Here is a 23,578-nt window from a genome sequence, read left to right as displayed (position 1 = left end):
ACGCTACTTCATGCGGTACTGGGCCTTCTCGGCGAGCTTGCCGTCCTTGAAGCAGAAACGGAGCACCTCCTCGGAGGCCTTGTCGTCGCTGGAGACGTACCAGGCGCACACGCTGCCCGCGGGTTCGGCGGGTCCGCCCTCCTTGAGGGCGCTCTTGACGAAGCTCTCGCCCGAGGGCAGCTTCGCGCGGACCTCGCCCTCGGGGTCGCCGACCTGCACCGATGCGTAGACCTTCGGGTCGACGAGCGTCTTCTCGGCGACGTCGATCATCTTCCCGAAGCCGAAGAAGACCGCGGCGAGGAGGCCGACGCCCAGGACCAGCGCCACTCCGCAGCCGATGAAACAACCCTTGCGCTGAGCCATGACCCGTTCCTCCGTGCCCTCGTGTTCCTGCTGACACCGGGGAGCCTCGCAGGGGGCGGGGCGGGCGCGCCGTACTCGAAAGTCGTGCGCCGCCGCGACGTTCGTCGCCGGTTCAGAGGTCCGCGGGGTCCGTGTTCGCCCCGCACAGGACGACGGCGACCCGCTCGCCCGGCGGCCGAGGGGCGGTGCGCACGGCCGCGAGGGCCGTCGCGGCCCCGGCCTCGACGACGATCCGGTGCTCCTCCCACAGGGCGCGCCGGGCCTGCGTGATGGCCGCGTCCGGGACGAGGACGGAGACGGCGTTGTCCTCCTGCGCGGCGGCGAGGGCGTCGGCGGAGACCCGGGGGGCGCCCAGGGAGTCGGCGGCCACGGAGTCCACCGGGACGTCGACGGGGCGGCCCGCCTCCAGCGCCGCGTTCAGGGCGCGGCAGTTCTCGGGTTCGGCCGCGACCACCCGTACGCCGTGCGCCCGCGCGGCGGTGGCGACGCCGGCGAACAGCCCGCCCCCGCCGACCGCGACGACCACCGTGTCCAGGCCGGGCAGCGCGGCGCGGATCTCGTCGAGCAGGGTCCCGGCGCCGGCGGCGATCAGCGGGTGGTCGTAGGCGTGGCTGCTCAGGGCTCCGCTGTCGGCGGCGAAACGGTGGCAGGCCTCCAGGGCCTCGGCGTAGCGGTCGCCGACGAGCCGGACGTCGGCGCCGTAGCCGCGCAGCCGGTCGACCTTGACGCGCGGGGCGGTGGCGGGCAGGAAGACGGTGGCGGGCACGCCCTGGGCACGGGCCGCCCAGGCGCAGGCGAGGCCGGCGTTGCCGCCGGAGGCGATGGTGACGCCGACGGCCGGGAGGGCTCCGGCCTCGCGATGGGCGGCGAGGAAGTTGTGGGCGCCGCGGGCCTTGAAGGAGCCGGTGTGCTGGAGGTGTTCCAGGGCGTACCAGAGGCCCTCGGCGACGGGTGCGACGGCGACGGGCCGGACGGCCCCGGCCGTACGGTCGGCGGCGGCGCGGACGGCGGCGTAGTCCAGCTGCTGTTCCATGGCGGGCGGCCTCTCTCGTGTCGGGATGCCGGGGCGCTCAGGCGGTGGGCCGGGCGGCGGCGATGAGCTGGCGCAGGGCGCCGTAGTAGACCTCGTGGTCGGTCAGCGGGGGCAGCAGTTCGTCCGGGGCGCCCGCGAGCACCGGGAACTCGGCCGGGTCGAGCGCGGCGAGCGCGGCCCGCGAGGCGGCGGTGGCCCCGGCGGGATCGCGGTGGTCGACGAAAGCGGCGCTGCCCAGGGTCAGCAGGTACATCCGGCGGTAGGCGGTCATGGCCTCGGCGCGGGTCATCCCGGCGGCGAGGCTGTCGGCGAGGGCGGGTTCGGCGAGCCGGGCCAGCAACCGGCGGCCGAGCCAGGGGCGTCCGCCGCGCAGGAGGAGCAGGCCGGGGTGGGCGGTCAGCAGCCGGTAGAGGGCCCCGAACCGCAGTTCGGTGGCCTCGGCCCAGTCGGTGCCGGGCGGGACCTCGGGGAGCTGGGCGGCGAGGTGCTCGGTGCACAGGTCCATCAGGCCCGCCAGGTCGGTGCAGCGGCGCTGGACGGTGGCGTGGGAGACGTCGAGGCGGCCGGCGAGGGCGCGGAAGCTCAGGGCGGCGGGCCCTTCCTCGTCGAGGATGCGCAGGGCGGCGGCGGCGATGGCCTCCGGGGTCGCCCGGTCGAGGGCCGCTGATCTTCTGGGCATGAGATACACCGTATCAGCCAGCGTCACATACGGCGTAGCTTCCCGATGGCCGGCCGGCCGGCCCGACACGGGCGTGTGAACCGGCTGCGGCCATATTGCTGGTCATCGGCCCTTCACCCCCGACTCGCGTTGACAGCGAGTGGTCGCGCCGCTGCACTGAGGCACGATCCCCGCCGGTACGCACCACGCCAAGGAGACCCCGTGCCGCCTCGCCTGCGCGCCTCACTCCCCTGTCTGACCGCGGCCGCCCTGCTCGCCCTCGCACTCTGCCCCGCCCCGGCGACGGCGGAGCCGACCGCGACCTCGGACACCCCGCTCGCCCTCACCCCGCCCATGGGCTGGAACAACTGGGCGCACTACATGTGCGACATCGACGAGGCCAAGGTCGTCGCCAACGCCGGGGCGCTCGTCTCCAGCGGCCTCGCCGCGAAGGGGTACGACACCGTCACCGTCGACGACTGCTGGATGCTCAAGCAGCGCGACGCGCAGGGGAACCTGGTCGCCGACCCGGTGAAGTTCCCGCACGGCATGGCCTGGCTCGGCGAGCACCTGCACGCGAAGGGGCTGAAGTTCGGCATCTACGAGGACGCCGGCTCCCTGACCTGCGAGCGCTACCCGGGCAGCGGCGCCCCCGAGGGCGGCGGCGCGGACCACTACGCCCGCGACGCCCGGCTGTTCGCCTCCTGGAACGTCGACTACGTGAAGATGGACGGCTGCAACCTGTGGGTGCCGCCCGGGAAGACGAAGGAACAGGCCTACCGGGACGCGTACAACTCGGTGGCCCGGGCACTGCGCGACAGCGGGCGTCCGATGGTCCTCTCCGCCTCCGCCCCCGCCTACTTCCAGCAGGGCGAGTGGGGCGGCTCCGACTGGCACAAGGTCCTCGACTGGGTCGGCGAGACCGGCCAGTTGTGGCGCGAGGGCAAGGACATCAAGGTCTACCGGGCGACCGCGCCGCAGACCTCCCGCTGGAGTTCGGTCCTCGGGAACTACGGCTACAACCGCTGGCTCGGCCGGTACGCCGCCCCCGGCAACTGGAACGACCCCGACTTCCTGATCGCGGGCGCCCCCGGGCTTACGGACGCGGAGAGCCGCAGCCAGGTGGGGCTGTGGGCGATGATGGCCGCCCCCTTCATCCTGTCCTCCGACGTGTCGGCGCTCAGCCCCGGCGGGCTCGCGGCCCTCGGCAACACCCGTCTGATCGCACTGGACCAGGACCCGCTGGGCCGCCAGGGCGCGGTCGTCTCCTCCGACGCGGCCTCCGACGTGCTGGTACGGCCGCTGGCGAACGGGGACCGGGCCGTGGCGGTGCTCAACCGCTCCGGGGCCGGCCGTGACGTCTCCGTACCGCTGGCGGACGTCGGACTGCCCGCCCCCTGCGCGGTGGACGCCGAGGACCTGTGGACCGGGAAGCGCACGGAGGCGGGCGACGCGCTGACGGCGCGGGTCGGCGCGCACGACACGGCGGTGTGGCGGCTCACCCCGCGCGGCGGCTGCGCCGGGGCCGTGCCCACCGGACAGATCAACGGGCTCGGGGCGAAGTGCGCCGACGGGGCGAGCACCAGCGGCGTCGGCGCGGTCGTCCTGGCCGCCTGCACCGGCGGGAGCGACCAGCGCTGGACCCTGGGCGGCGGCGGACGGCTGAGGCTGGCCGGCCAGTGCCTCACCGCCGGCGGCGGCGCCCTGGTGGAGCTGGCGGACTGCGCGGCCGGGCGCCGGGCGGGGCAGAGCTGGCGGCACCGGCGGGACGGGTCGCTGGTGGAGGAGGCGAGCGGGTCGTGCCTGACGGCCCCGGCGACCCCCGCGGCCGCCGACGCCCCGGCCGAGCGGCTGCGGCTGGCCGCGTGCGGCGACCACCGGGCGGACCAGGCCTGGTCGCTGCCCGTGTGACGGTGCGGCTTCACTCTTCCGGGGGAATCGCCCGACGGGCGGCCCCGCCCGGCACGGGCGCTGGGTTCACTGGCGGCAACGGCCGGAGCAGGCCCTGGGGGCGGCGCCGGAACGATCCGGCGCCGCCCCTTCCGGCGCCCGCTGGGCCGGCCACGCGAGCCGACAGGAGTGCACCGACATGTACGAGAACGCTCAGGAGCGGCCCCGGACCCCCGCCCCGCAGGCCGCCGCCGGGATCACCGACGGGGTCGTGGAACTCCGCAAACGCAGACCGTCCGCCCCGGCCGCCGACCGCTCCGCGGAGCCCGGCCCGCAGAACGGCACCGGCTCGGTCCCGAACCCGGACGCCCCAGGGGGTGCGTGACGCGCGACGCGGGGGTTGCCGCCGCGCGGAGCGGTCCCCTACCCGCCCTTCCACCGTTCCCGGGGGCTCCGCCCCTGACCGCGGTACCGGCCGCTCCTCGCCCGGTGCGCTCGAACGCCGCGCGGGCCATCCACAGCCCCTCCGGCGTGTGAGGCGCGGGGGTTCGGGGGCGGGGCCCCCGGGAGACGGCTCCGTGCAGCGGCAGCGGGGGCGCCGGGGCTATGTTGGCGGAGGGGCGGCCGCGTGGAGGTGGGTCATGGCATCCGTACGGGCGGACCCCGCACACCCCGGACGCCGCACGGCGGCCGGCGCCGCCGCCGGTCTGGCCGCCGCCTTCGCGGGCCTCGCGGCGGCCGAGCTCGCGGCCGCCTTCGTACGCCCGGAGGCGTCCCCGCTCGCCGCGGTCGGCGGGGCCGTCGTCGACCGTACGCCCGCCGCCGTCAAGGAGTGGGCCGTCCGCTCCTTCGGCACCTCCGACAAGCTGGTCCTGACCCTCGGCATCGCCGCCGTCCTGGCCGTCCTCGCCGCCGGAACCGGCGTCCTCGCCGTCCGCCACCCGCTCCCGGGCTGCGCGGCCGCCGCGGCGGTCGGGCTGCTCGGGGCGGCGGCCGCGCTGAGCCGCCCGGAAGCCGGGTGGAAGGACGCCCTGCCGTCCCTGGCCGGCGCGGCGGTCGCGGCTGGGGTGCTGTACCTGCTGGTCACAGCCCTACGGCGGCCCCGTCCGGCGCCGGGTCGGCCCGCCGGGACGTGGCCGCTGGACCGGCGCGGCTTCGGCCGCCTCCTGGCGGCCACCGTCGCCGCCTCCGCCGTCGCCGGATACGCCGGCCGCCGCCTCGGCGCCCACGGCTCGGCCGCGGCCACCGCCTCCCGGGCCGACCTGGTCCTCCCGCCCCCGGCCGCACCCGCGCCGCCGTTGCCCGCGGGCGCGGACCTGCGCGTGCCGGGCGTGGGCCCGTTCCTCACCCCCGCCGGGGACTTCTACCGGGTCGACACCGCCCTCGTCGTCCCCCGCGTCGACGCCGGGGACTGGCGGCTGACCCTCCACGGCGACGGGGTCACCCGGCCGCTGACGCTGACCCTGCCGGAGCTGCTCGCGCGGCCGCTGACCGAGCACGACGTCACCCTGTGCTGCGTCTCCAACGAGGTGGGCGGCCCGTACGTGGGCAACGCCCGCTGGCTCGGCGTGCGCCTGGCCGACCTGCTGCGCGAGGCCGGGGTGCGGCCGCCGTCCCGGGGCGGCACGGCCGACCAGCTCGTGGCGCGCTCGGTGGACGGCATGACGATCGGCACGCCCGTCGAGACGGTGATGGACGGCCGGGACGCGCTGCTGGCCGTGGGGATGAACGGCCGGCCGCTGCCCTTCGCGCACGGCTTCCCGGTCCGGATGGTCGTCCCCGGCCTGTACGGCTACGTGTCCGCCTGCAAGTGGCTGACCGAGCTGCGGCTGACTACCTTCGCCGCGTACGACGCGTACTGGGTGCGCCGCTCCTGGGCGCAGCAGGCACCCGTCAAGACGCAGTCGCGGATCGACACCCCGCGCCCCTTCGCGAAGCTCGCGGCGGGACGGGTGGCGGTGGCCGGGGTGGCGTGGGCGCAGCACCGGGGGATCGCCCGGGTGGAGGTACGGGCCGACGGCGGCCCCTGGCACGAGGCCCGGCTCGGGGCGTCGGACGGGGCCGACACCTGGCGGCAGTGGGTGTGGCCGTGGGAGGCGGCGCCCGGGGAGCACACCCTGGAGGTCCGTGCGACGGACGGGCGGGGCGACGTCCAGCCGGAGGAGCGCCGGGGGACCCTTCCGGACGGGGCGACGGGCTGGCACTCCGTCACGGTGAGCGTCCGCGCGTAGGAGTTCCGGGACCGTACATTGTGGTGGGATGCCGGGGATACCGCTCCACACGCCGCCAAACGCCTCCATTCGCCTCCATACCCTCAGGAGCCGACGCCGTGGAACTGACCAGCACGTCGTTCCTCGCCACGCTGATCGCCGTGACCGCGCTGGCCATGCTCCTGGCGCTGCTGCTGTGGAACCGGGTGCCCGGTCCGGCCGTGCTGCGGTGGGTGGTCCGGGTGCTGATGATCGGGGTGTGCCAGCTGACGGCCATCGGCGTGGTGGCCGCCTGGATCAACGACGGCTACGGGCTCTACGCCTCCTGGGACGACCTGCTGGGCACCGGCGCGGGTGCGAACGCTTCGGCGATGACCGGGCCCCCGCCCGGCCGGGCCCGCTTCACCCCGGGGGAGAACGGCACCCGGAGCACGTACTTCCGGGGCAGTCACTCGAAGCTGGCCGGCCAGGTGGTCGTGTGGACCCCGCCCGAGTACGACGCCCCCGGCGCGCAGAAGACCCGTTTCCCGGTGCTGACGTTGCTGCACGGGTATCCGGGCACCCCGCGTTCCTGGATCGACCTGGGGTCCATGCCGGACGCGCTGGAGCAGCTGGTGCGCCTCGGCGCGGCGCACCCGTTCATCCTGGTCATCCCGGAGCTGTACCCCGGCGGGGTGAACACCGACTGCACCGACACCCCGCAGCGCAAGATCGCGACCTGGCTGGCGGAGGACGTACCGGACCTGGTGCGCAAGAACTTCCGCACCCTGCCGGAGCCGAAGGGGTGGGGGCTGATGGGCGTGTCGACGGGGGCGTTCTGCGCGGTGAAGCTGCCGCTCCAGTACCCGAAGGTGTTCCGTGCGGGCGCGGCCCTGGACCCGGATCCGCTGACCGGGGATCCGCAGGTGCTGCCGGATCCGGTGCTGCGGGAGCGCAACAGCCCGATGTGGCTGGTCGGGCAGGCCAGGGGCGCGGACGTCGGGCTGTTCCTGGCCACTTCCGCGCAGGACCGGGACAGCCCGCCGCAGCAGCTGGCCGCCTTCGGCCGGGCGGCGCAGGGCAGCGGGGTCCGGGTGAAGACGCTGGTCCGCCCGGCCGGGGGCCACAACTTCCAGACCTGGTCGGGGATGTATCCGGACGCGCTGGGCTGGCTGAGTACGGAGCTGTCCCCTCCCGACGGCCCGGCGTAGCCGCTACACGGCCTTGCCGGGCCGGACCGGGAGGGCCTCGACGCTGTTGCCGATGAAGCTGCGCTGGTGCGGGAGCCGGGCCTCGGGAACGGCGAGGTCGAGGTCGGGGAAGCGGGTGAACAGCCGCTCCAGGGCGATGGTGGCCTCCAGCCGGGCGAGCGGGGCGCCGACGCAGTAGTGGGCGCCGTGTCCGAAGGAGAGGTGGCGGGCGGCGCCGGGACGGGTGACGTCGAAGCGGCCGGCGTCGGGTCCGTGGGCGGCCGTGTCACGGCCGGCGGCGGTGTAGCCGGCGAGGACCGGGGTGCCCCGGGGGATGAGGGTGCCGTCGACGGTCAGGTCGCGGGTGGGGTAGCGGAACGGGAACCAGCTGACCGGGCCGTCCCAGCGCAGGGTCTCGTCCACCACGTCGGACCAGCTCGCCCGTCCCTCCAGGACCAGGGCGAGCTGGTCGCGGTGGGCGCACAGGGCGCGGACGGCGTTGCTGATGAGGTTGAGGGTGGTCTCGTGGCCGGCGACGAGCATCAGCCGCATGGTGCCGATGAGTTCGGCCTCGCTCAGCCGGTCGCCGTCGCCGTCCCGGGCGGCGATGAGGGCGCTGGTGAGGTCCTCGCCGGGTGCGGCGCGGCGGGCGGCGGCGATGGCGGCGATCAGCTCGACGAGTTCCCGTGCGGCGGCCATGACCTCGGCCGGCGGGACGTCGGTGGCGATGATCACGGTGTGGGAGAGCGCGTGCAGGCGGCCCCGGTGCTCGGGGTCCACGCCGAGGAGTTCGCAGATGACGGCCATGGGGAGCGGCAGGGCGAAGTGGGTGCGCAGGTCGGCGACGCCGTCGGGGGACCCCTCGGCGGCGCGGGCGAGGTCGTCGAGGAGGGCACCGGTCAGCTCCTCGACGCGCGGGCGCAGCCGTTCGACCTGACGGGCGGTGAAGGCGTTGCCGACCAGGGAGCGCAGGCGGCGGTGGTCGGCGCCGTCGGCGGTGTGCATGCCCTGGGCGTTGGCGAAGACCCGCAGCGGCCAGTCGGCGGGGACGCTCCCGTCGTGCAGTCCGGGGAAGTGGCGGGCGTCCTTGGCCACGTCGGGGTGGGCGAGGAACTCCTTCAGCGCCTCGTGTCCGAGGACGACGGCTCCGGGCACCCCGCCGGGCAGGACCACCCCGGCCACGGCTCCGCCGGCGCGCAGCCGGGCGTTGAGGGCGTGCGGACATCCGCCGGCGGGGTCGATGACGTGGGCGTCGGCGGTGGTGTCGGGTCTGCGGTCGGGTGACAAGCCGGCTCTCCTGGTCCGTACGGTCGGTTCGCCGCCAACAGTGCGGCCTGGAGCCCGGGTTGTACAGGGTCGTCGCGTCAGCCGGCGGCGGGGGCCGGGGCGGGGCGGCGGAAGAGGGCCGTCCAGAGGAAGTCCTCGCCGAAGTGCGGGGAGGAATCGGGTTCGTCGTGCATGCGGCGCAGTTCCCGTTCCTCCAGGCCGGCGAAGATCCAGCGCAGGGACTCCGCGGTGTAGGCGAGTCCGCCGCCGAGTCCGCCCTGCCGGTAGTGCTCGGCGTCGGGGAGCTCGGAGCCCATCGCGCCCGACGCGAAGCAGGTGAGGCCGAGGTGGCCGCCGGGGGCGAGGACGCGTTCGAGGAGGGCGAGGTGGCTGACGCGGCGGTGCGGCGGCAGGTGGTGGAAGCAGCCGGAGTCGTAGACCAGGTCGTACGGTCCGCCGAGTGCGCCGGAGGCGGCGAGGGCGAAGGCGTCGCCGTGGTGGAAGCGGATGTCGGCGCCCGCCTCGCGGGCGCGGTCCCCGGCCCAGGCGAGGGCCGTCGGGGACAGGTCGACGGCGTCCACCTCGAAGCCCAGGGAGGCGAGGTGGAGGGCGTTGCGGCCCGGGCCGCAGCCCAGGTCGAGGGCGCGGCCGGGGGTGATCAGGCCGCGGTCGAGCCAGGAGACGAGGTTCTCGTCGGGCTTCGCCACGAAGAACGGCACCGGCTTGTCACGGTCGGCGTAGAAGCCGTCCCACCACTGCGCGCCGTCGGCCGTCCAGCGGTCCGCGCCCGGCGCGAAGAGCCCGTCCAGGAGGCTGAGCACGTCGTCCACCGCGCGTATGTTCCGGTCCATGAACTCCCCTTTCCCGAGGGGGACATCGTACCGATTCGGGCCGCATCGCCGCAGGTCGGAGCCGTTGCGCCGATCCGCCGAGCGGCCGCCTGGCCGCCGTTCGCCCCCTCCTCGGCCGGCCCCTCCCCCGCGCCGGCCGCACACCCGTCCGCACCCCCGTACAGTCCGCCCCGGGGGGTGTTTCCGGGCGCCGCGGGGCCGCTTTCCGAAGAGATCCGGCCCGTCCGCCCTTCAGCTGTACGCATGCTGCGTACAGCGTGCGCAACGGGGTAGGCTGGAGGCATGTCCTCATCAGAGCAGCAGAGTTCCGCGCCCGTCCCCTCCGTCTGGACCCGGCCCCGCCGGCAGAAGGAGCAGCCCGCGCTCAGCCGGGAGCAGATCGTCGCGGCCGCCGTGCGGCTGCTGGACGCCGAAGGCATCGAGGCGCTGAGCATGCGCAAGCTGGGCTCTGGGATGGGCACGGCCGCCACCTCCCTGTACCGGCACGTGGCCAACAAGGACGAGCTCATCGAGCTGGTGGTGGACGAGGTCTACGGCGAGCTCGAACTGCCCGACACCACCGGCCCGGACGGCTGGCGGGAGGCCCTGGCCCACAGCGGGCACAGCCTGCGCGCCATGGTCCTGCGCCATCCCTGGGTGGCGTCCGTCCTCGGCCAGGTGGGGCTGGCGCACCTGGGCCCGAACCTCATGCGCATGTCGGAGCGGATGCTGGCCCTGGCCCTGGCGGCCGGGTTCCCGAAGGAGGAGGCGGACCTCGCGATGAAGGCCGTCATGTCCTACGTGCTCGGCGCGGCGACCAGCGAGGCCTCCTACCTGTCCCTCCTCGCCCGCAGCGGCAAGAGCGAGACCGAGTGGCTGGAGTCCCTGGTCCCGGCCTCCCGGCAGGCCCTGGAGGAGCACCCGCTGACGCAGGACCACGCCGCGGCCTGGCAGGGCAGGGACCCGGCGCGGATGCGCGAGGAGAACTTCGACTACGGACTCCAGCGGATCCTCGACGGCCTGGCGACCCGGCTCGGCCGCGGCTGAACCCCCCTCAGGGGAAAGTCAGTTCGTCGCCCTCGCCGAGCGGGGCGAAGAAGCGGTCCACCGTCGCCGGGCGGACCTGGACGAGGGCCGCCGGGGACCAGCGCGGCCGGCGGTCCTTGTCGATCACCTGGGCGCGGATGCCCTCGACGAGGTCGGGGGCGGACAGGGCGGCGCTGGAGACCCGGTACTCCTGCTCCAGCACCCGCTCCAGCGAGTCCAGCGCGCGGGCCCGGCGCAGGGCGGCGAGGGTGACCTTCAGGGAGGTCGGGGACTTGGCGTGCAGGGTCTGCGAGGCCTCCCGGGCGGCGGGCAGGCCCGTGGCCAGCAGCCGCTGGTGGATCTCCTCGACGGTGTCGGCGGCGTAGCAGTGGTCGATCCACTCCCGCTCGGCGGCGAGCGGGGCCTCGGGGGCGGTGGCCCCCCGGAACTTCTCCAGCACCTCGGCGACGGGGGCGGCCGTGAGCTCGCGGGTGAACTCCTCCAGCCAGGCCGACGGGAGGCAGTGGTCGGCGAGCCCGCAAAGGATCGCGTCGCCCGCGCCGACCGCCGTGCCGGTCAGGGCCAGGTGGGTGCCGAGTTCGCCGGGGGCGCGCGAGAGCAGGTAGGTGCCGCCGACGTCCGGGACGAAGCCGATGCCGGTCTCCGGCATGGCGACCCGGGAGCGTTCGGTGACGATCCGGACACCGCCGTGGGCCGACAGGCCGACCCCGCCGCCCATCACGATGCCGTCCATGAGGGCCACGTACGCCTTGGGGTAGCGGGCGATGCGGGCGTTGAGCCGGTACTCGTCGCGCCAGAAGGCGAGGGAGCCGGTGGTGCCGGCCTTCGCGTCGGCGTGGATGGCCCGGATGTCACCGCCGGCGCACAGGCCCCGCTCGCCGGCCCCGCGCAGCAGCACCTGCCGGACGGCGGAGTCGTGCTCCCAGGCCGTCAGGGCTTCCGCGATCCGCTGGACCATGGGGCGGGTGAGGGCGTTGAGGGCCTCGGGGCGGTTGAGGGTGATCAGGCCCGTACAGCCCTCGGTACCGATCTGAACGGTCTCGTCTTCGGTCTTCACAACCGCCAGTATGTCGGGCCCGGCGCCCTATGAAGATCGTTTCTGACGATCTTGTCATGTCTGGCCGAATTCGGGCCGAACGCGCCCCGCGGCGCCGGCGCCCTGAGCAGGCCCCGGCACCGAGCGCGGCCGGTCCGCGCGGCCGCCACCACCCGTCGGCCCCGCCGGGCGGCACCCGGCAGACTGAGCCCTCGTCAGCACCCGTACGACGACGCCCGAGGAGCCCACCCCCATGACCGCCTCAGCCCTCACCCTCGACCCCGGCACCGCCCTGGTCCTGATCGACCTCCAGCAGGGCATCCTCGCCCTGCCCACGGCCCGGCCCTCCGGCGAGGTCCTCGCCCGCGGCATCGCCCTCGCCGAAGCCTTCCGCGCGCACAAGCTCCCGGTGGTCCTGGTCAACGTCGCCTGGTCGCCCGACGGCGGGGACCTGCCCACCACGGACGTCGACCGTCCCGGCCCCGCCACCGCCCCGCCGGCCGCGTTCTCCGAGATCCCGGCCGAACTGGCGGCCCTGGGCGACGTCACCGTCACCAAGCGCCACTGGGGCGCCTTCACCGGCACCGAGCTTGACCTCCAGCTGCGCCGGCGCGGCATCCGCCGCATCGTGCTGGCCGGCATCTCGACCAGCATCGGGGTCGAGTCCACCGCCCGCACCGCGTGGGAGCACAGCTACGGGCTGGTCTTCGCCGAGGACGCCACCGCCGACCTGGACGCCGCCTCGCACGCCCACACCTTCGAGAAGATCTTTCCCCGCATCGGCCGGGTCAGTTCCACCGCCGAGGTCATCGCCGCGCTGAACCGCCTCCGCTGAGCCCCGCCCGGTCGCTCGGAGCCGGCGGGCACCGGGCCTCGGGCGGGCAGGGCACCTCCAGCCAGACGCATTTGCCGGCCGCCCCCGGGCGTGAGCCCCACGCCCGGGCCAGGCGGTCCACGATCAGCAGGCCGAACCCGCCCGGCCACCCGGGCCCGCCCGGCCGGGCGCCGGCCCTCCGCCCGTCGGCCCCCGTCCCACGCCCTCCGCCTCCGGCACGGAAGCCGGTGGGAACGGGCGGCGCCGGGTTGATGTCCGTCACCTCGATCCGGAGCCGCTCCGGCGTGCAGTCCAGCACCAGCGCGCCCGCCCCGCCCCCGTGCAGGCAGGCGTTGGCCACCACCTCCGACACCAGCAGCATGACGTCCTCCGCCGCCTGCCGCCCCACCGCCGTGGCGGCGGGCAGCCAGCGCCACGCGGTCAGGGCCCGGTGGGTGAAGTCGCGGCTGCGCGAGACGGGGTCCGCGAGTCCGTCGAGGACCAGGAGCCAGTTCCGGTGGACCGGCCTGCGCTCTTCCATGGCCCCGCTCCCCCTCTCCCTTCGCTCCTCGGCGGCCGGGTCAGGCGCCCAGCGCCTGCGCGACGTCCTCGTGGACGGGGAAGACCCCGTCCGCGCCGGTGATCCGGAACATGCGGGCGACGGGCCCGGCGAGGCCGGCCAGCTCCAGGGTGCCGCCGGCCTCGTCGATGGCGATCCGGCCGTGCAGCAGGGCGTTCAGGCCCGTGGAGTCGCAGAAGCGCAGCCCGGACATGTCCACCACCAGTCGCCCGCCGTGGGCGGCCGCGGCGTCCAGGGCCTGCCGGAGGGGTTCGGCCGTGTCGTGGTCCAGCTCGCCGCCGAGGGTGAGGAGAACCGCCCCGCCGACCGTACGTACCGCGACGCTGAACCGTTCGTCTTCCGTTCCCGGCATCACCATCCGGCATCATCCTTCCGCGCGCTCCCTGCGCCTGCCCCGGTCCCGGCGCCCTATGCATGCATACCCCTTCCACGCCTAGACCAGGTCGGCCCGTGCCGGAGTGTCGTCGAGGAAGCCGCCGGACTGGTGCTGCCAGAGCTTGGCGTACGCCCCGTCGGCGGCGAGCAGCTCCCGGTGGGTGCCCTGCTCGACGATGCGTCCGCGGTCGAGGACGACGAGCCGGTCCATGGTGGCGACCGTGCTCAGCCGGTGCGCCACCACGAGCGCCGTCCGCCCGTCCATCAACCGCCACAGCGCGTCCTGGACGAGGAGCTCGCTCTCGGAGTCGAGGGCGCTGGTGGCCTCGTCGAGCAGCAGGACGGGCGCGTCGCGCAGGATCGCCCGGGCGAGGGCGACCCGCTGGCGCTGTCCGCCGGAGAGCTTGATCCCGCGCTCGCCGACCATGGTGTCGAAGCCGTCAGGGAGGGCGTCGGCGAACTCGGTGACGTGCGCGGCCTCGGCCGCGCGGCGGATCTCGGCGTCGGTGGCGTCCGGCCGGGCGAAGGCGATGTTCTCGCGCAGGGTGCGGTGGAACATGGCGGGGTCCTGCGGCACGTAGGCGATCATGCCGCGCAGGTCGGCCTGGGAGAGGCGGGTGATGTCCTGCCCGCCGATGAGGATCCGGCCGGCGTCGATGTCCGTCATCCGCAGGAGCAGCCGCGTGAGGGTGGTCTTGCCGCCGCCGGAGCGGCCGACGAGACCGATCTTCTCCCCGCCGGCGACGGCCAGGTCGAGGCCGTCGAAGAGCGGCTCGGAGCCACCCGCGTGGGTGAAGCGCACTCCTTCGAAGGAGACGTCGGCGGTCCGCCGTCCGAGCGGTTCCGGGTGGGCCGGGTCGAGCACCTTCGGCGGGGTCAGCAGCAGTTCGGTGAACTGGGCGGCCTCCGTCATCGAGCTCTCCAGGCGGCGGTAGATCTGGTTGAACTCGAACATGATCCGGGTCGCGTTGCCGTAGTAGGTGAAGGCGACGACGACCGCCTCCACCCCGTGCCCGCTGCCGGCGAGCGAGACGGCGAGGAACAGGCCGAGCACGTTGGTCAGTACGGACATGGGGGCGACCACGGTGTCGATGCGCAGGTTGCCGTAGTCCCAGGAGCGGAGCATGAGGCGGCGCGACTCCGCGACCCGGGACCGGTGTTCGGCGGCCTCGCGCCCTTCGGCGGCGAAGGCGCGGACCGTGTCCATGTTCATCAGGCTGTCGGCGACGTGCCCCGACACCCGGGCGATGGCCTGTTCCCGCTGGTCGACGAGGGCCTGACGGCGCCGGATCAGGGGCGTCACGACCACCGCCGTCACCACGATCATCACCAGGAGCCCGGCGACGAGCAGCGGGTCGTACCGCCAGAGCACCACCGACCCGAACACCAGGGGCACGAGCCGTCCGACGACGTTGAAGGTCAGGGCGTCGACGAACTCCTCGAAGCGGGAGGCGAAGCTCAGGACCCGTTTGGTGAGCGAGCCGGCGAAGTTGTCGTGGAAGAACGCGGCGTCCTTGGCGAAGAGTTCGTCCAGGCCGATCACGTACAGGCGCTCGACGCCCAGGGCGTCGACGCGGTTGAGGCAGTGCAGTCCGAGGCGCCACGTCCCCTCGGAGAGGAGCAGGACCACGGCGAAGGCGGCGACGTACGGGAGCATGGCACCCGTTCGGGTGAGGCCGCCGTCGGCGATCCGGCCGACGAGTTTGGCGACGAGCAGCGGCGCCACGTAGTTGATGCCGGTGTTGCCCAGCGCCGGGAGCAGCATCGCCGGGACGGCCCACCGTTTGAGGCGGGCCAGTTCCCGGCCGTAGTGACGAAGTGCGAGGACCACCGAGCCCCTGCTCGGCGGATTCGTGCATGGTTCTGGCATTCCCGTACCAACCCTGCTGTGTCGGACCGTCAGACAAGGTTCCGCAGTGTTCCGCAAGGGCGCCCGTACGGTCCATCCGTTTTTCGACCGGTACGGGCATCACGCACTGTAGGGGAACGGGTGCGGTGTGCGACAGGGCGCCTCAGTGGTCCGACCGGTCGAGCTCCTCGTCGAGGGCGAGCGCCGCGGCGATGAGCGCCAGATGGGTGAACGCCTGCGGGAAGTTGCCCAGTTGTTCGCCGGTCGGTCCGATCTCCTCGGCGAACAGCCCGACGTGGTTGGCGTACGTGAGCATCTTGTCGAAGGCGTACCGGGCCATGTCCAGCCGTCCGGCGCGGGCGAGGGCGCCGACGTAGAGGAAGGTGCACAGGGAGAACGTGCCCTCCTCGCCGCGCAGTCCGTCCGGTGACTGCCCCGGGTCGTACCGGTGCACCAGGCTGTCGGAGACCAGCCCCGCCTCGATCGCGTCGAGGGTGGACAGCCATCGGCGGTCCTTCGGGGAGAGGAAGCCGACCGTGGGCATCAGCAGGAGCGAGGCGTCGAGCACGTCACCGTCGAAGTGCTGGACGAACGCGCCGCGGCGCTCGCTCCAGCCGCGCTCCATGATCTGGTGGAAGACGGCGTCGCGTGCGGCGGTCCAGCCGGCCACGTCGGCGGGCCGGGCCAGTCGTGCGGCCAGCCGGATGCCCCGGTCGAAGGCCGCCCAGCACATCAGCCGGCTGTAGGTGAAGTCGCGGCGGCCGCCCCGGGTCTCCCAGATGCCCTCGTCGGGGCGGTCCCAGGAGCGGGTCAGCCAGTCGAGGAGGTCGCTGAGGTTGCGCCAGCCGTCGTACCCGGCCAGCTGGGCCAGGTCGGCGGCGTGACTGAGGGCGAAGACGGCCTCGCCGTAGATGTCGAGCTGGAGCTGCTCGGCGGCGCCGTTCCCGAGGCGTACGGGCGCGGACCCCCGGTAGCCCTCCAGGTGGCCGAGGACCTCCTCGGTCAGGTGCGGGTCGCCGTCGACCCGGTACATGATCTGCAGGGGCTCGCCGGTGACCGTCCCGCCCCTGTGGACGCGGGCCCCGAGCCAGTGCCGGAACGCCTCGGCCTCGTCCTCCAGCCCCAGGTCGATCAGGGCCTTCACCGACAGGGACGCGTCGCGCACCCAGGTGTAGCGGTAGTCCCAGTTGCGTTCCCCGCCGATCCGTTCGGGCAGGCCCATGGTGACGGCGGCGACGGGGGCTCCGGTGGGGGCGTACGTCATGAGTTTGAGGGTGATCGCCGACCGGTTGACCATCTGCTGCCAGCGCCCCCGGTAGCGGCTGCGGCCGATCCAGCGGTGCCAGTGGTCGTACGTGGACCGGAACGCCCGGCGGAGTTCGGGCGCGGTCATCGGCTCGGGCGGTGCGGCGGAAGGGTCGTGACAGACCGTCAGAACGGCGGCGGCGAGCCCGTCCTGTTCCAGCTCGGCCTCCCCCCGTACCCCCGTACCGTCCCCGCGTATCCGTACCGGTCCGCTGACCTGGAGGAACGCCGAGACGTCCGGTCCGCCGAACCGGGCGGTGTCCGCGTCCACCGTCAGAGCGTGCCCGGCGCGCCCGTAGTCGAACGCGGGCCGGCAGTCGATGCCGAACCGGACGGTGCCCCGGGTGACGCGCAGGATGCGGATGATCCGGTGCCGGTCGGGGGGTGCCTCGGCCTCTCCCAGCGGCATGAAGTCGACGACCTCGCCGACCCCGTCCTCGGTCATGAACCGGGTGACGAGGACGGCGGTGTCGGCCAGGTACAGCTGCCGGGTGACGGCGTCGCGCCCCTCGGCGGCGACGGCGAAGTACCCGCCGTGCTCGTGGTCGAGCAGGGAGGCGAACAGACTGGGCGCGTCGAAGCGCGGCGCGCAGAACCAGTCGACCACCCCCTCGGAGGAGACCAGCGCGGCCGTCCGCAGGTCCCCGATGAGCCCGTGGTCCCCGATCGGCGGATACCGGCGTCGACGCATGGCGCTCCCTCCACAGCCCCGACCGCTCCCCTCCCCACGCTACGGTCACGCCCGCCCCCGGGCACCCCGTGCCGGCCCGCCCCCGTGTCCGCCCGCCGCGGCGCCGGTTCCCCGCTGGACGGCCCCGCGGACGGCGGCCTCCGGATACGATCCCCCCTCCGGGCCCGCCCGGACATCCGGCCGACGGGGGCGCCCGGCCCCGTCGCGCCCCGGTCACAGAAGGGGAACGGACGCTCCGTGAGCATGGCCCGCTCCGACGGGCGGGTGCAGCCCGCCCGCCCCGGCGACCCCCGGCGGGTCGGCCCGTACCGCGTCATCGGCCGTCTCGGCTCCGGCGGAATGGGTACCGTCCACGCCGCCCTCGACCCGGCCGGGCGGCGCCTCGCGGTGAAGGTCGTCCACGCCTCGCTGGCCGGGGACCCGGAGTTCCGGGCCCGCTTCCGCCGCGAGGTGCGGCTCTCCGCCCGCGTCCAGGGTCCGTGCCTCATCCCCCTCGTCGCGGCCGACCCCGAGGCCGCCGCACCGTGGCTGGCCACCGCCTACGCCGCCGGCCTGACCCTCGACCGCCACCTCGCCGCCCACGGCCCCCTCACCGGCGGTACGTTGTGCGCCTTCGCCGCGGGTACCGCCGAGGCCCTCGCGGCCATCCACGCGGCGGGGGTCGTCCACCGGGACGTCAAGCCGCAGAACGTCATCCTCACCCCCACCGGGCCCCGGGTGCTGGACTTCGGCATCGCCCACGCCGTCGACGGCACCTCCGTGACCCGGACCGGCGTCATGACCGGCACGCCCGGCTGGATCAGTCCGGAGCACTACCGCACCGGCACCGCGGGCCCCGCGGGCGACGTGTTCGCGTGGGGCGCGCTCGTCGCGTACGCCGCCACGGGCCGGGCGCCGTTCGGCACGGGAGCCCCGGACGTGGTCGCCTTCCGCGTCATGTCCGCCGACCCCGACCTCTGCGGCCTGCCCGGAGCGCTGCGCGGCATCGTGGAGGGCGCCCTCGCCAAGGATCCGGCCGCCCGCCCCACCGCGCGCGGGGCCGCCGACGCCTGCGCCGGCCTGCAGGCCGCCCGGCCCACCGAGGTGGTCCGCTCGGGGGCGGCGCCGACCGTCGTCGGCGGCCCCTTCGGGGCGGAGTGGTCGGTACCCGCGCCGTACGACCCGTCGTGGCCGCGGCCCGCCGCGGTGGGCACCCGTATCGCCGTCATCCTGGTCGCCGGGGTGGTCGTCGGCGGTCTGGCGGGCGGGGGCGTCGCGTTCCTGGCCGGCGACGCGCACACCCGGTCCGCTTCCCCCGCCGCCTCCCCGGCGACGGCCGCGACCGCCGCCGGTGGGCCGCCGGCCACGACGGGCACGGAGCCCCGGCAGCCGGCGCCGTCCGACGACGGGACACCGCGCGCCGCTCCTCGGCCCCTACCCGGCACCGACACCGACGGCGCCGAGGGCCAGGACGGCCCGCGGCCCACCCGTGCGGGCCTGGCGGCCGCCCGGATCCCCAGTACCGACCGCGAAGAGGTCCGCATGGCCACCGAGACGGTCCACCGGCTCTTCGGCGAGTGGAACGGCAACTCCCGCCTCGTGCACGACCCCCGCTACATCGGCGACGCGAACACCAGCATCGGCTTCGCCCCGGACGAGCGCGTGATGTACGTGTGGGCCACCAAGCCCGAATGGAGCCCGGCCACGCGGGAGGAGTGGGCGCGGACGGCCGCGCGCGTGGCCTGCGACGCCCTCCGTACCGAGGCCCGCGCCCGCGCCGGGTGGCCCTACGCCCGCTACGCGGTCGGTGTCGTCGACGGCGACGACGACACCGGCCCGCGCTTCCTCCGCTGGGGCACTGCCGGGACGTGTGTGACGTGACACGTCGGCCGGCTTGCGGTCGTCGAGTCCGTCGACGCCGACGATCCGCGCGCTGCCCACGATCCGCGCCAGGGCGCGCCGCCCGGGCGTGCGGCACGGCCCCGAGCGGTGGTCCGGCCCCCGCTCATCCGCCCGCGGCGTCCACGGCCGCGTCGGCGTCCCGGCGGGGGCGGCGCCGCCGCAGACGGTACGCGGCCACCGCGGCGGCGGCTCCCGCGAGGAGGCCGGCGGGCCACGCGTAGCCGGTCCCGTCCCGCGCGGGTTCCGGGGCGGCGGCCGCGGGCGGTCCGCCGGCCGGGGCCGCCGGCCGGGGTGGCGGCGGGGGCTGGAGCGATCCGACCGGGGTCACCCGTCCGGCGGCGGCGAAGCCCCAGTCCAGCAGGGACCGCGCCTCCTCGTACACCGCGGAGGCGCCGCCCCGCTGGGGGTTCATGACGGTGGCCAGGAGGGTGCGGCCGTCGCGTCGTGCGGCCGTGACCAGGGTGAAGCCGGCCTCGGAGGTGTAGCCGTTCTTGATGCCGAGGATGCCCGGGTAGCGGCCGACGCCGTCCTCGCCGGTGAGCAGCCGGTTGGTGTTCTCGATGCCGTACGTCCAGGCGGGCCGGCCCTCGGCGTCCGTGTCCCCCGGGAACGGGGCGTCGGTGAGTGCGGCGTAGCGGGCGAAGTCGGGGTCGGTGAGGCCGGCGCGGCCGAAGACGGCGAGGTCGAAGGCGGAGGACACCTGGCCTTCGGCGTCGTAGCCGTCCGGGGAGACGACGTGGGTGTCGGTGGCGCCCAGGGCGCGGGCCTTGGCCTGCATCTGGGCGGCCGTCTGCGCCCAGCCGCCATTCATGGCCGCGAGGACGTGGACGGCGTCGTTGCCGGAGCTGAGGAAGACCCCCCGCCACAGGTCCTGGATCCGGTAGGTGAGGCCGGGGTCGAGGCCGACCAGGCTGCTTCCCTCGCCGACGTCGGCGAGTTCGGCGTCGGTGACGGTGTGGGTGCCGGTGCGGGGCAGGCGGGGCAGGGCCGTCACCGCGAAGAGCGTCTTCATGGTGCTGGCCGGCGGCAGGCCGAGGTGGGCGTTGTGGGCGGCGAGCACCTCACCGCTGCCGGCGTCGGCCACCAGCCAGGACAGCGCGGAGAGGTCGTCGGGCAGGGCGGGGGCGCCCGGGCGGGCCCGTAGCTGCACGCCGGGCCGGTGCAGCAGGGCCGGGTCCGGTGGGGCCTCCGCCCGTGGCGGAGCCGGCTCGGCCAGGGCCGCCGCGCCGGCGGGCGGGGGCGTGAGGGCGAGGCCCACGCCGGCGGCCAGGGCGGCCGCACGGCAAAGGGACCCGCGCGCTGACGTACTGAGGCTCATCCGGTCACGGTAGGTACGCCCCCGGCAACGCGCAGCCCGGCCTGGGCCGACCGGCCTATGCCGCCTCCACCGGCGCGCGCCCGCCTCGGCCCGGCCGTCTCATGACGGAAGTCTTACGGGTACGCGTCGCGGGTCCCGGGGAGGCCGCGTCCTGCGTAGCGTCCTCGGCATGCGCGTACTCGTCACCGGAGGAGCGGGTTTCATCGGCTCCCACATCGTCACCGCCCTCGAGGACCGGGGGCACGAGCCCGTCGTCCTCGACGCCCTGCTCCCGGCCGCCCACCCCGGCACCCCGCCGCTGCCCGACGCGGAGTTCGTCCGCGCCGACGTCCGGGACGCCGACGCCGTCCGGGCGGCGCTGCGCGGAGTGGACGCGGTGTGCCACCAGGCGGCGATGGTCGGCCTGGGGAAGGATTTCGCGGACGCCCCCGACTACGTCGGCTGCAACGACCTCGGAACGGCGGTGCTGCTGGCGCAGACGGCCGCCGCCGGCGTACGGGACCTGGTCCTCGCCGGTTCGATGGTGGTCTACGGGGAGGGGCGGTACACCTGCGGGCGGCACGGCACGGTACGTCCCGGGCCGCGCCGGGCCGAGGACCTCGACGCGGGCCGGTTCGAACCCCGCTGCCCCGACTGCGGCGCCGAGCTCGCGCCCGGCCTGGTCGGGGAGGACGCCCCGGCGGATCCCCGGAACGTGTACGCGACGACGAAACTGGCCCAGGAGCACCTGGCGGCCTCCTGGGCCCGTTGTACGGGGGGCCGTGCGGTCTCGCTGCGCTACCACAACGTGTACGGGCCGGGGATGCCCCGCGACACCCCCTACGCCGGGGTGGCCTCGTTCTTCCGCTCGGCGCTGGCCCGGGGCGAGGCCCCCCGGGTCTTCGAGGACGGGGCGCAGCGGCGGGACTTCGTCCACGTCACGGACGTGGCGGCGGCAAACGTGGCGGCGCTGGAGGCCGTCGGCGCCATGCCGGACGGAGGGCTGGTCGCGTACAACACCGGCAGCGGGGAACCGCACACGGTCGGGGAGATGGCCCGCGCGCTCGCCTCGGCGCACGGCGGGCCGGCGCCGGTGGTCACCGGCGAGTACCGGCTGGGCGACGTACGGCACATCACCGCCGACTCGGCCCGGTTGCGCGACGAGCTGGGCTGGCGTCCGCGGGTGGGTTTCGCCGCCGGGATGGCCGAGTTCGCCCGGTCCGGTCAGCGGGCGTCGGCAGGCTCCGCCGCCTGAGGACGTACCGCGTCCGGCAGGACGGTCGCCGCGGAGAGGGCGGCGGGCCGCCGAAGGCCGCGGGCCCCCCGCCGAAGGGCGCAGGCCCCCGCCCCATCCGTCTACGCGAGGGCCGGGAGGGTCAGGACGAAGCGGCAGCCGCCGGGCACGTTGTGGACGTCGGCGTGTCCGGAGTGGGCCTCGACGATGCCCCGGACGATGGCCAGGCCCAGCCCCGCCCCCGAGGGAGGGGTACGCGCCCGGCTGCCCCGCCAGCCGGTGTCGAACACCCGGGGCAGGTCCTCCTCGGGGATGCCTCCGCAGGCGTCGGTGACGGTCAGGACCACCGCGTCCGCACGGCGTTCGGCGGCGATGGCGACGGTGCCGTCGGCCGGGGTGTGGCGGATGGCGTTGACCAGGAGGTTGGACAGCACCCGCGTCATCTCCTTGCCGTCGACCTCCACCGGGAGCGCGGCGACGCCCCCGTCCGCCAGCCGCACCCCGTGCGCCCGGGCCAGGGCGTCCGCGCCCGCCAGCGCGTCGCCCACCAGGTCGTGGAGGGACATCCGGGTCGGGCTGAGGCAGAGCGCGCCGGCGTGGATGCGGGAGAGCTCGAAGAGGTCGGTGACCATGGAGTTGAGGCGTTCCACCTCGGCGCGCATCTGCCGGTGGTAGCGGGCCGGGTCGGCCGCCATGCCGTCCTCCAGGGCCTCCGACATCGCGCGCAGGCCGGCCAGCGGGGTCCGCAGGTCGTGCGAGATCCAGGCCACCAGCTCGCGCCGGGAGGTCTCCAGCGCGCGCTCGCGTTCGCGCGAGGCCGCGAGGCGCTCGCTGGTGAGGGCCAGTTCGCGGCTGAGCGCGGCGAGTTCGGCCGGGGCCGGCACGGCGGGCGCCGTGAAGGTGCCGTCCTCCCCGAAGTCCCGCGCCGCGCCCACGAGTTCCCGGCAGCGCAGCACCACCTGGCGGCCCAGCAGCAGGGCCGTGCCGAGCGAGACGGCGGCGGCCGTCGCGGCGACGGTGGTGACCACCGCGAGGTCGTGGGAGGACAGGAACATCGCCCAGGCCACCGCGAGGGTTCCGGCGAGCATCGCGGACACGGCGACCGCCGCGACGACGGCGAGGGACGCGGCGACGCTGCGCCGGCGCAGTATCCGCAGGGCGGCGGCGCCGAGGAGGCCGGCGGCGGCCGCGCCGAGGAAGGCGTACAGGGCGATCAGGAGCAGGTCACGCACCGGCGCCGCCCTCCCCCGGAGCCGCCGCGGCCGCCGCGGGGCCGGACGGGCGGGGGACCGCGTCGAACCGGTAGCCCGCCCCCCATACCGTCGTGATCAGCCGCGGGTCGGCCGGGTCCGCCTCGATCTTGCTGCGCAGCCTGCGTACGTGCACGGTCACGGTGGACAGGTCGCCGAAGTCCCAGCCCCAGACCTCGCGCATCAGCCGCTCCCGGCCGCAGACCTGCCCCGGGTGCCGGAGGAAGTAGGCCAGGAGGTCGAACTCCCTCAGTGTGAGGGGGAGTTCCGCGCCGTCCTTGGTCGCCCGGCGGGCGGCGGGGTCCACCGCCAAGGCCCCGGCCGTGAGCCACGGGGCGTCGGCGGGGGCCGCCGGGGACGCCCTGCGCAGCACCGACCGTACGCGCAGGACCAGCTCGCGCGGGCTGAAGGGCTTGGTCACGTAGTCGTCCGCGCCCACCTCCAGGCCCAGGATCCGCTCCTCCTCGTCACCGCGCGCGGTGAGCATGACCACGGGGACGGGGAGCCTCCCGTCGGCCCTGGCGCGCAGCCGGCGGCAGACCTCCAGGCCGTCCATGCCCGGCAGCATGAGGTCGAGGACGACGAGGTCCGGGCGGTGCCGGGCGGCGGCCTCCAGGGCGGCCGGTCCGTCCGCGGCCCGGTCCACGGCGAACCCGGCCCGTTCCAGGTAGCCGGCCACGACTTCGGAGACGGTCGGGTCGTCGTCCACCACGAGGACCCGCCCGCCGGTGTCGTCGGGGGCGGGGACGGCTGCGTCAGGGGGTGCCATGCCCCAAGGGTGACATCGCGGCGCCCCCGCA

General features: G+C 75.3%; 21 protein-coding genes. 8 read left to right on the top strand and 13 right to left on the bottom strand.

The genetic code is table 11. The features are described from left to right. Window positions 1-3: 3 nt before the first annotated feature. The 3 genes from ACZ5NJ_RS12580 to ACZ5NJ_RS12570 all read right to left on the bottom strand — a co-directional run bounded on the left by ACZ5NJ_RS12580 (window position 4) and on the right by ACZ5NJ_RS12570 (window position 2,075). Window positions 4-363 carry a hypothetical protein gene (locus ACZ5NJ_RS12580; RefSeq protein WP_468764810.1) on the bottom strand — a complete coding sequence of 120 codons (360 nt, stop codon included), beginning with the start codon at window positions 361-363 and terminating at the stop codon, window positions 4-6. Between the two features lie 112 nt (window positions 364-475). Further along, window positions 476-1,396, bottom strand: coding sequence for a serine/threonine dehydratase (locus tag ACZ5NJ_RS12575; RefSeq protein ID WP_468764809.1), 921 nt, complete (start codon window positions 1,394-1,396; stop codon window positions 476-478). A 37-nt stretch (window positions 1,397-1,433) separates the two neighbouring features. Next, complete coding sequence (locus tag ACZ5NJ_RS12570; protein WP_468764808.1) at window positions 1,434-2,075, bottom strand: TetR/AcrR family transcriptional regulator; 642 nt, start codon at window positions 2,073-2,075, stop codon at window positions 1,434-1,436. Window positions 2,076-2,276: 201 nt separating this feature from the next. On the opposite strand from ACZ5NJ_RS12570, the gene ACZ5NJ_RS12565 reads away from it, so the two are divergent. The 4 genes from ACZ5NJ_RS12565 to ACZ5NJ_RS12550 all read left to right on the top strand — a co-directional run bounded on the left by ACZ5NJ_RS12565 (window position 2,277) and on the right by ACZ5NJ_RS12550 (window position 7,344). Next, window positions 2,277-3,965 carry a ricin-type beta-trefoil lectin domain protein gene (locus ACZ5NJ_RS12565; protein WP_468764807.1) on the top strand — a complete coding sequence of 563 codons (1,689 nt, stop codon included), beginning with the start codon at window positions 2,277-2,279 and terminating at the stop codon, window positions 3,963-3,965. A gap of 178 nt (window positions 3,966-4,143) precedes the next feature. After that, entirely contained in the window at window positions 4,144-4,329 is a 186-nt protein-coding gene (locus ACZ5NJ_RS12560) for a hypothetical protein (RefSeq protein WP_468764806.1), read from the top strand. A gap of 256 nt (window positions 4,330-4,585) precedes the next feature. Next, window positions 4,586-6,175, top strand: coding sequence for a molybdopterin-dependent oxidoreductase (locus tag ACZ5NJ_RS12555; RefSeq protein WP_468764805.1), 1,590 nt, complete (start codon window positions 4,586-4,588; stop codon window positions 6,173-6,175). A 98-nt stretch (window positions 6,176-6,273) separates the two neighbouring features. Continuing rightward, the gene (locus ACZ5NJ_RS12550) at window positions 6,274-7,344 is read left to right on the top strand and encodes an alpha/beta hydrolase (RefSeq protein ID WP_468764804.1); all 1,071 of its coding nucleotides are present in this window, start codon (window positions 6,274-6,276) and stop codon (window positions 7,342-7,344) included. A 3-nt stretch (window positions 7,345-7,347) separates the two neighbouring features. On the opposite strand, the gene ACZ5NJ_RS12545 is transcribed toward ACZ5NJ_RS12550, so the two are convergent. Both ACZ5NJ_RS12545 and ACZ5NJ_RS12540 read right to left on the bottom strand, forming a co-directional pair. After that, window positions 7,348-8,610 (bottom strand): cytochrome P450 family protein, encoded by a 1,263-nt coding sequence (locus tag ACZ5NJ_RS12545; RefSeq protein WP_468764803.1) that lies wholly within the window; start codon window positions 8,608-8,610, stop codon window positions 7,348-7,350. A 77-nt stretch (window positions 8,611-8,687) separates the two neighbouring features. Further along, the gene (locus tag ACZ5NJ_RS12540; RefSeq protein WP_468764802.1) at window positions 8,688-9,440 is read right to left on the bottom strand and encodes a class I SAM-dependent methyltransferase; all 753 of its coding nucleotides are present in this window, start codon (window positions 9,438-9,440) and stop codon (window positions 8,688-8,690) included. A 282-nt stretch (window positions 9,441-9,722) separates the two neighbouring features. On the opposite strand from ACZ5NJ_RS12540, the gene ACZ5NJ_RS12535 reads away from it, so the two are divergent. Then, the gene (locus ACZ5NJ_RS12535; protein WP_468764801.1) at window positions 9,723-10,466 is read left to right on the top strand and encodes a TetR/AcrR family transcriptional regulator; all 744 of its coding nucleotides are present in this window, start codon (window positions 9,723-9,725) and stop codon (window positions 10,464-10,466) included. Between the two features lie 7 nt (window positions 10,467-10,473). On the opposite strand, the gene ACZ5NJ_RS12530 is transcribed toward ACZ5NJ_RS12535, so the two are convergent. Further along, window positions 10,474-11,523 carry an enoyl-CoA hydratase/isomerase family protein gene (locus ACZ5NJ_RS12530; protein WP_468764800.1) on the bottom strand — a complete coding sequence of 350 codons (1,050 nt, stop codon included), beginning with the start codon at window positions 11,521-11,523 and terminating at the stop codon, window positions 10,474-10,476. A gap of 232 nt (window positions 11,524-11,755) precedes the next feature. On the opposite strand from ACZ5NJ_RS12530, the gene ACZ5NJ_RS12525 reads away from it, so the two are divergent. Next, window positions 11,756-12,337 carry a hydrolase gene (locus ACZ5NJ_RS12525; RefSeq protein ID WP_468764799.1) on the top strand — a complete coding sequence of 194 codons (582 nt, stop codon included), beginning with the start codon at window positions 11,756-11,758 and terminating at the stop codon, window positions 12,335-12,337. On the opposite strand, the gene ACZ5NJ_RS12520 is transcribed toward ACZ5NJ_RS12525, so the two are convergent. The 4 genes from ACZ5NJ_RS12520 to ACZ5NJ_RS12505 form a co-directional block, all read right to left on the bottom strand. Continuing rightward, window positions 12,309-12,857 (bottom strand): ATP-binding protein, encoded by a 549-nt coding sequence (locus ACZ5NJ_RS12520; RefSeq protein ID WP_468764798.1) that lies wholly within the window; start codon window positions 12,855-12,857, stop codon window positions 12,309-12,311. The genes ACZ5NJ_RS12525 and ACZ5NJ_RS12520 overlap by 29 nt on opposite strands. Window positions 12,858-12,897: 40 nt before the next feature. After that, window positions 12,898-13,248 (bottom strand): STAS domain-containing protein, encoded by a 351-nt coding sequence (locus ACZ5NJ_RS12515; protein ID WP_468764797.1) that lies wholly within the window; start codon window positions 13,246-13,248, stop codon window positions 12,898-12,900. An 81-nt stretch (window positions 13,249-13,329) separates the two neighbouring features. Beyond that, a complete protein-coding gene (locus ACZ5NJ_RS12510; protein ID WP_468764796.1) occupies window positions 13,330-15,141 on the bottom strand; it encodes an ABC transporter ATP-binding protein in 1,812 nt (603 codons plus the stop codon). 142 nt (window positions 15,142-15,283) lie between these two features. Then, window positions 15,284-17,116: a glycoside hydrolase family 15 protein gene (locus ACZ5NJ_RS12505; protein WP_468764794.1), complete on the bottom strand. Its 1,833-nt coding sequence runs from the start codon at window positions 17,114-17,116 to the stop codon at window positions 15,284-15,286. A 243-nt stretch (window positions 17,117-17,359) separates the two neighbouring features. On the opposite strand from ACZ5NJ_RS12505, the gene ACZ5NJ_RS12500 reads away from it, so the two are divergent. Further along, complete coding sequence (locus ACZ5NJ_RS12500) at window positions 17,360-18,976, top strand: serine/threonine-protein kinase (protein ID WP_468764793.1); 1,617 nt, start codon at window positions 17,360-17,362, stop codon at window positions 18,974-18,976. Window positions 18,977-19,100: 124 nt separating this feature from the next. Here ACZ5NJ_RS12500 and ACZ5NJ_RS12495 read toward each other — a convergent pair whose 3' ends face one another. Then, window positions 19,101-20,315, bottom strand: coding sequence for a D-alanyl-D-alanine carboxypeptidase family protein (locus ACZ5NJ_RS12495; protein WP_468764791.1), 1,215 nt, complete (start codon window positions 20,313-20,315; stop codon window positions 19,101-19,103). 169 nt (window positions 20,316-20,484) lie between these two features. On the opposite strand from ACZ5NJ_RS12495, the gene ACZ5NJ_RS12490 reads away from it, so the two are divergent. After that, window positions 20,485-21,549: an NAD-dependent epimerase/dehydratase family protein gene (locus ACZ5NJ_RS12490; protein ID WP_468764789.1), complete on the top strand. Its 1,065-nt coding sequence runs from the start codon at window positions 20,485-20,487 to the stop codon at window positions 21,547-21,549. 101 nt (window positions 21,550-21,650) lie between these two features. Here ACZ5NJ_RS12490 and ACZ5NJ_RS12485 read toward each other — a convergent pair whose 3' ends face one another. Next, on the bottom strand, window positions 21,651-22,760 hold the full coding sequence (locus tag ACZ5NJ_RS12485; protein WP_468764787.1) for a sensor histidine kinase: 1,110 nt from the start codon (window positions 22,758-22,760) through the stop codon (window positions 21,651-21,653). Further along, entirely contained in the window at window positions 22,753-23,547 is a 795-nt protein-coding gene (locus ACZ5NJ_RS12480) for a response regulator transcription factor (RefSeq protein ID WP_468764785.1), read from the bottom strand. The genes ACZ5NJ_RS12485 and ACZ5NJ_RS12480 overlap by 8 nt, the downstream gene beginning before the upstream one ends. Window positions 23,548-23,578 lie beyond the last annotated feature (31 nt).

Source organism: Streptomyces sp. NPDC032091 (assembly GCF_055580265.1).
This window is presented reverse-complemented; position numbering and strand designations above follow the sequence as displayed.

Bases quoted from the DNA above. Each gene is read 5' to 3' on its own strand.
- ACZ5NJ_RS12560 (WP_468764806.1), top strand. From the start codon at position 4,144: ATGTACGAGAACGCTCAGGAGCGGCCCCGGACCCCCGCCCCGCAGGCC.
- ACZ5NJ_RS12570 (WP_468764808.1), bottom strand. From the start codon at position 2,075: ATGCCCAGAAGATCAGCGGCCCTCGACCGGGCGACCCCGGAGGCCATC.
- ACZ5NJ_RS12525 (WP_468764799.1), top strand. From the start codon at position 11,756: ATGACCGCCTCAGCCCTCACCCTCGACCCCGGCACCGCCCTGGTCCTG.
- ACZ5NJ_RS12500 (WP_468764793.1), top strand. From the start codon at position 17,360: ATGGCCCGCTCCGACGGGCGGGTGCAGCCCGCCCGCCCCGGCGACCCC.
- ACZ5NJ_RS12520 (WP_468764798.1), bottom strand. From the start codon at position 12,857: ATGGAAGAGCGCAGGCCGGTCCACCGGAACTGGCTCCTGGTCCTCGAC.
- ACZ5NJ_RS12540 (WP_468764802.1), bottom strand. From the start codon at position 9,440: ATGGACCGGAACATACGCGCGGTGGACGACGTGCTCAGCCTCCTGGAC.
- ACZ5NJ_RS12535 (WP_468764801.1), top strand. From the start codon at position 9,723: ATGTCCTCATCAGAGCAGCAGAGTTCCGCGCCCGTCCCCTCCGTCTGG.
- ACZ5NJ_RS12510 (WP_468764796.1), bottom strand. From the start codon at position 15,141: ATGCCAGAACCATGCACGAATCCGCCGAGCAGGGGCTCGGTGGTCCTC.
- ACZ5NJ_RS12490 (WP_468764789.1), top strand. From the start codon at position 20,485: ATGCGCGTACTCGTCACCGGAGGAGCGGGTTTCATCGGCTCCCACATC.
- ACZ5NJ_RS12580 (WP_468764810.1), bottom strand. From the start codon at position 363: ATGGCTCAGCGCAAGGGTTGTTTCATCGGCTGCGGAGTGGCGCTGGTC.
- ACZ5NJ_RS12495 (WP_468764791.1), bottom strand. From the start codon at position 20,315: ATGAGCCTCAGTACGTCAGCGCGCGGGTCCCTTTGCCGTGCGGCCGCC.
- ACZ5NJ_RS12555 (WP_468764805.1), top strand. From the start codon at position 4,586: ATGGCATCCGTACGGGCGGACCCCGCACACCCCGGACGCCGCACGGCG.
- ACZ5NJ_RS12505 (WP_468764794.1), bottom strand. From the start codon at position 17,116: ATGCGTCGACGCCGGTATCCGCCGATCGGGGACCACGGGCTCATCGGG.
- ACZ5NJ_RS12480 (WP_468764785.1), bottom strand. From the start codon at position 23,547: ATGGCACCCCCTGACGCAGCCGTCCCCGCCCCCGACGACACCGGCGGG.
- ACZ5NJ_RS12515 (WP_468764797.1), bottom strand. From the start codon at position 13,248: ATGCCGGGAACGGAAGACGAACGGTTCAGCGTCGCGGTACGTACGGTC.
- ACZ5NJ_RS12575 (WP_468764809.1), bottom strand. From the start codon at position 1,396: ATGGAACAGCAGCTGGACTACGCCGCCGTCCGCGCCGCCGCCGACCGT.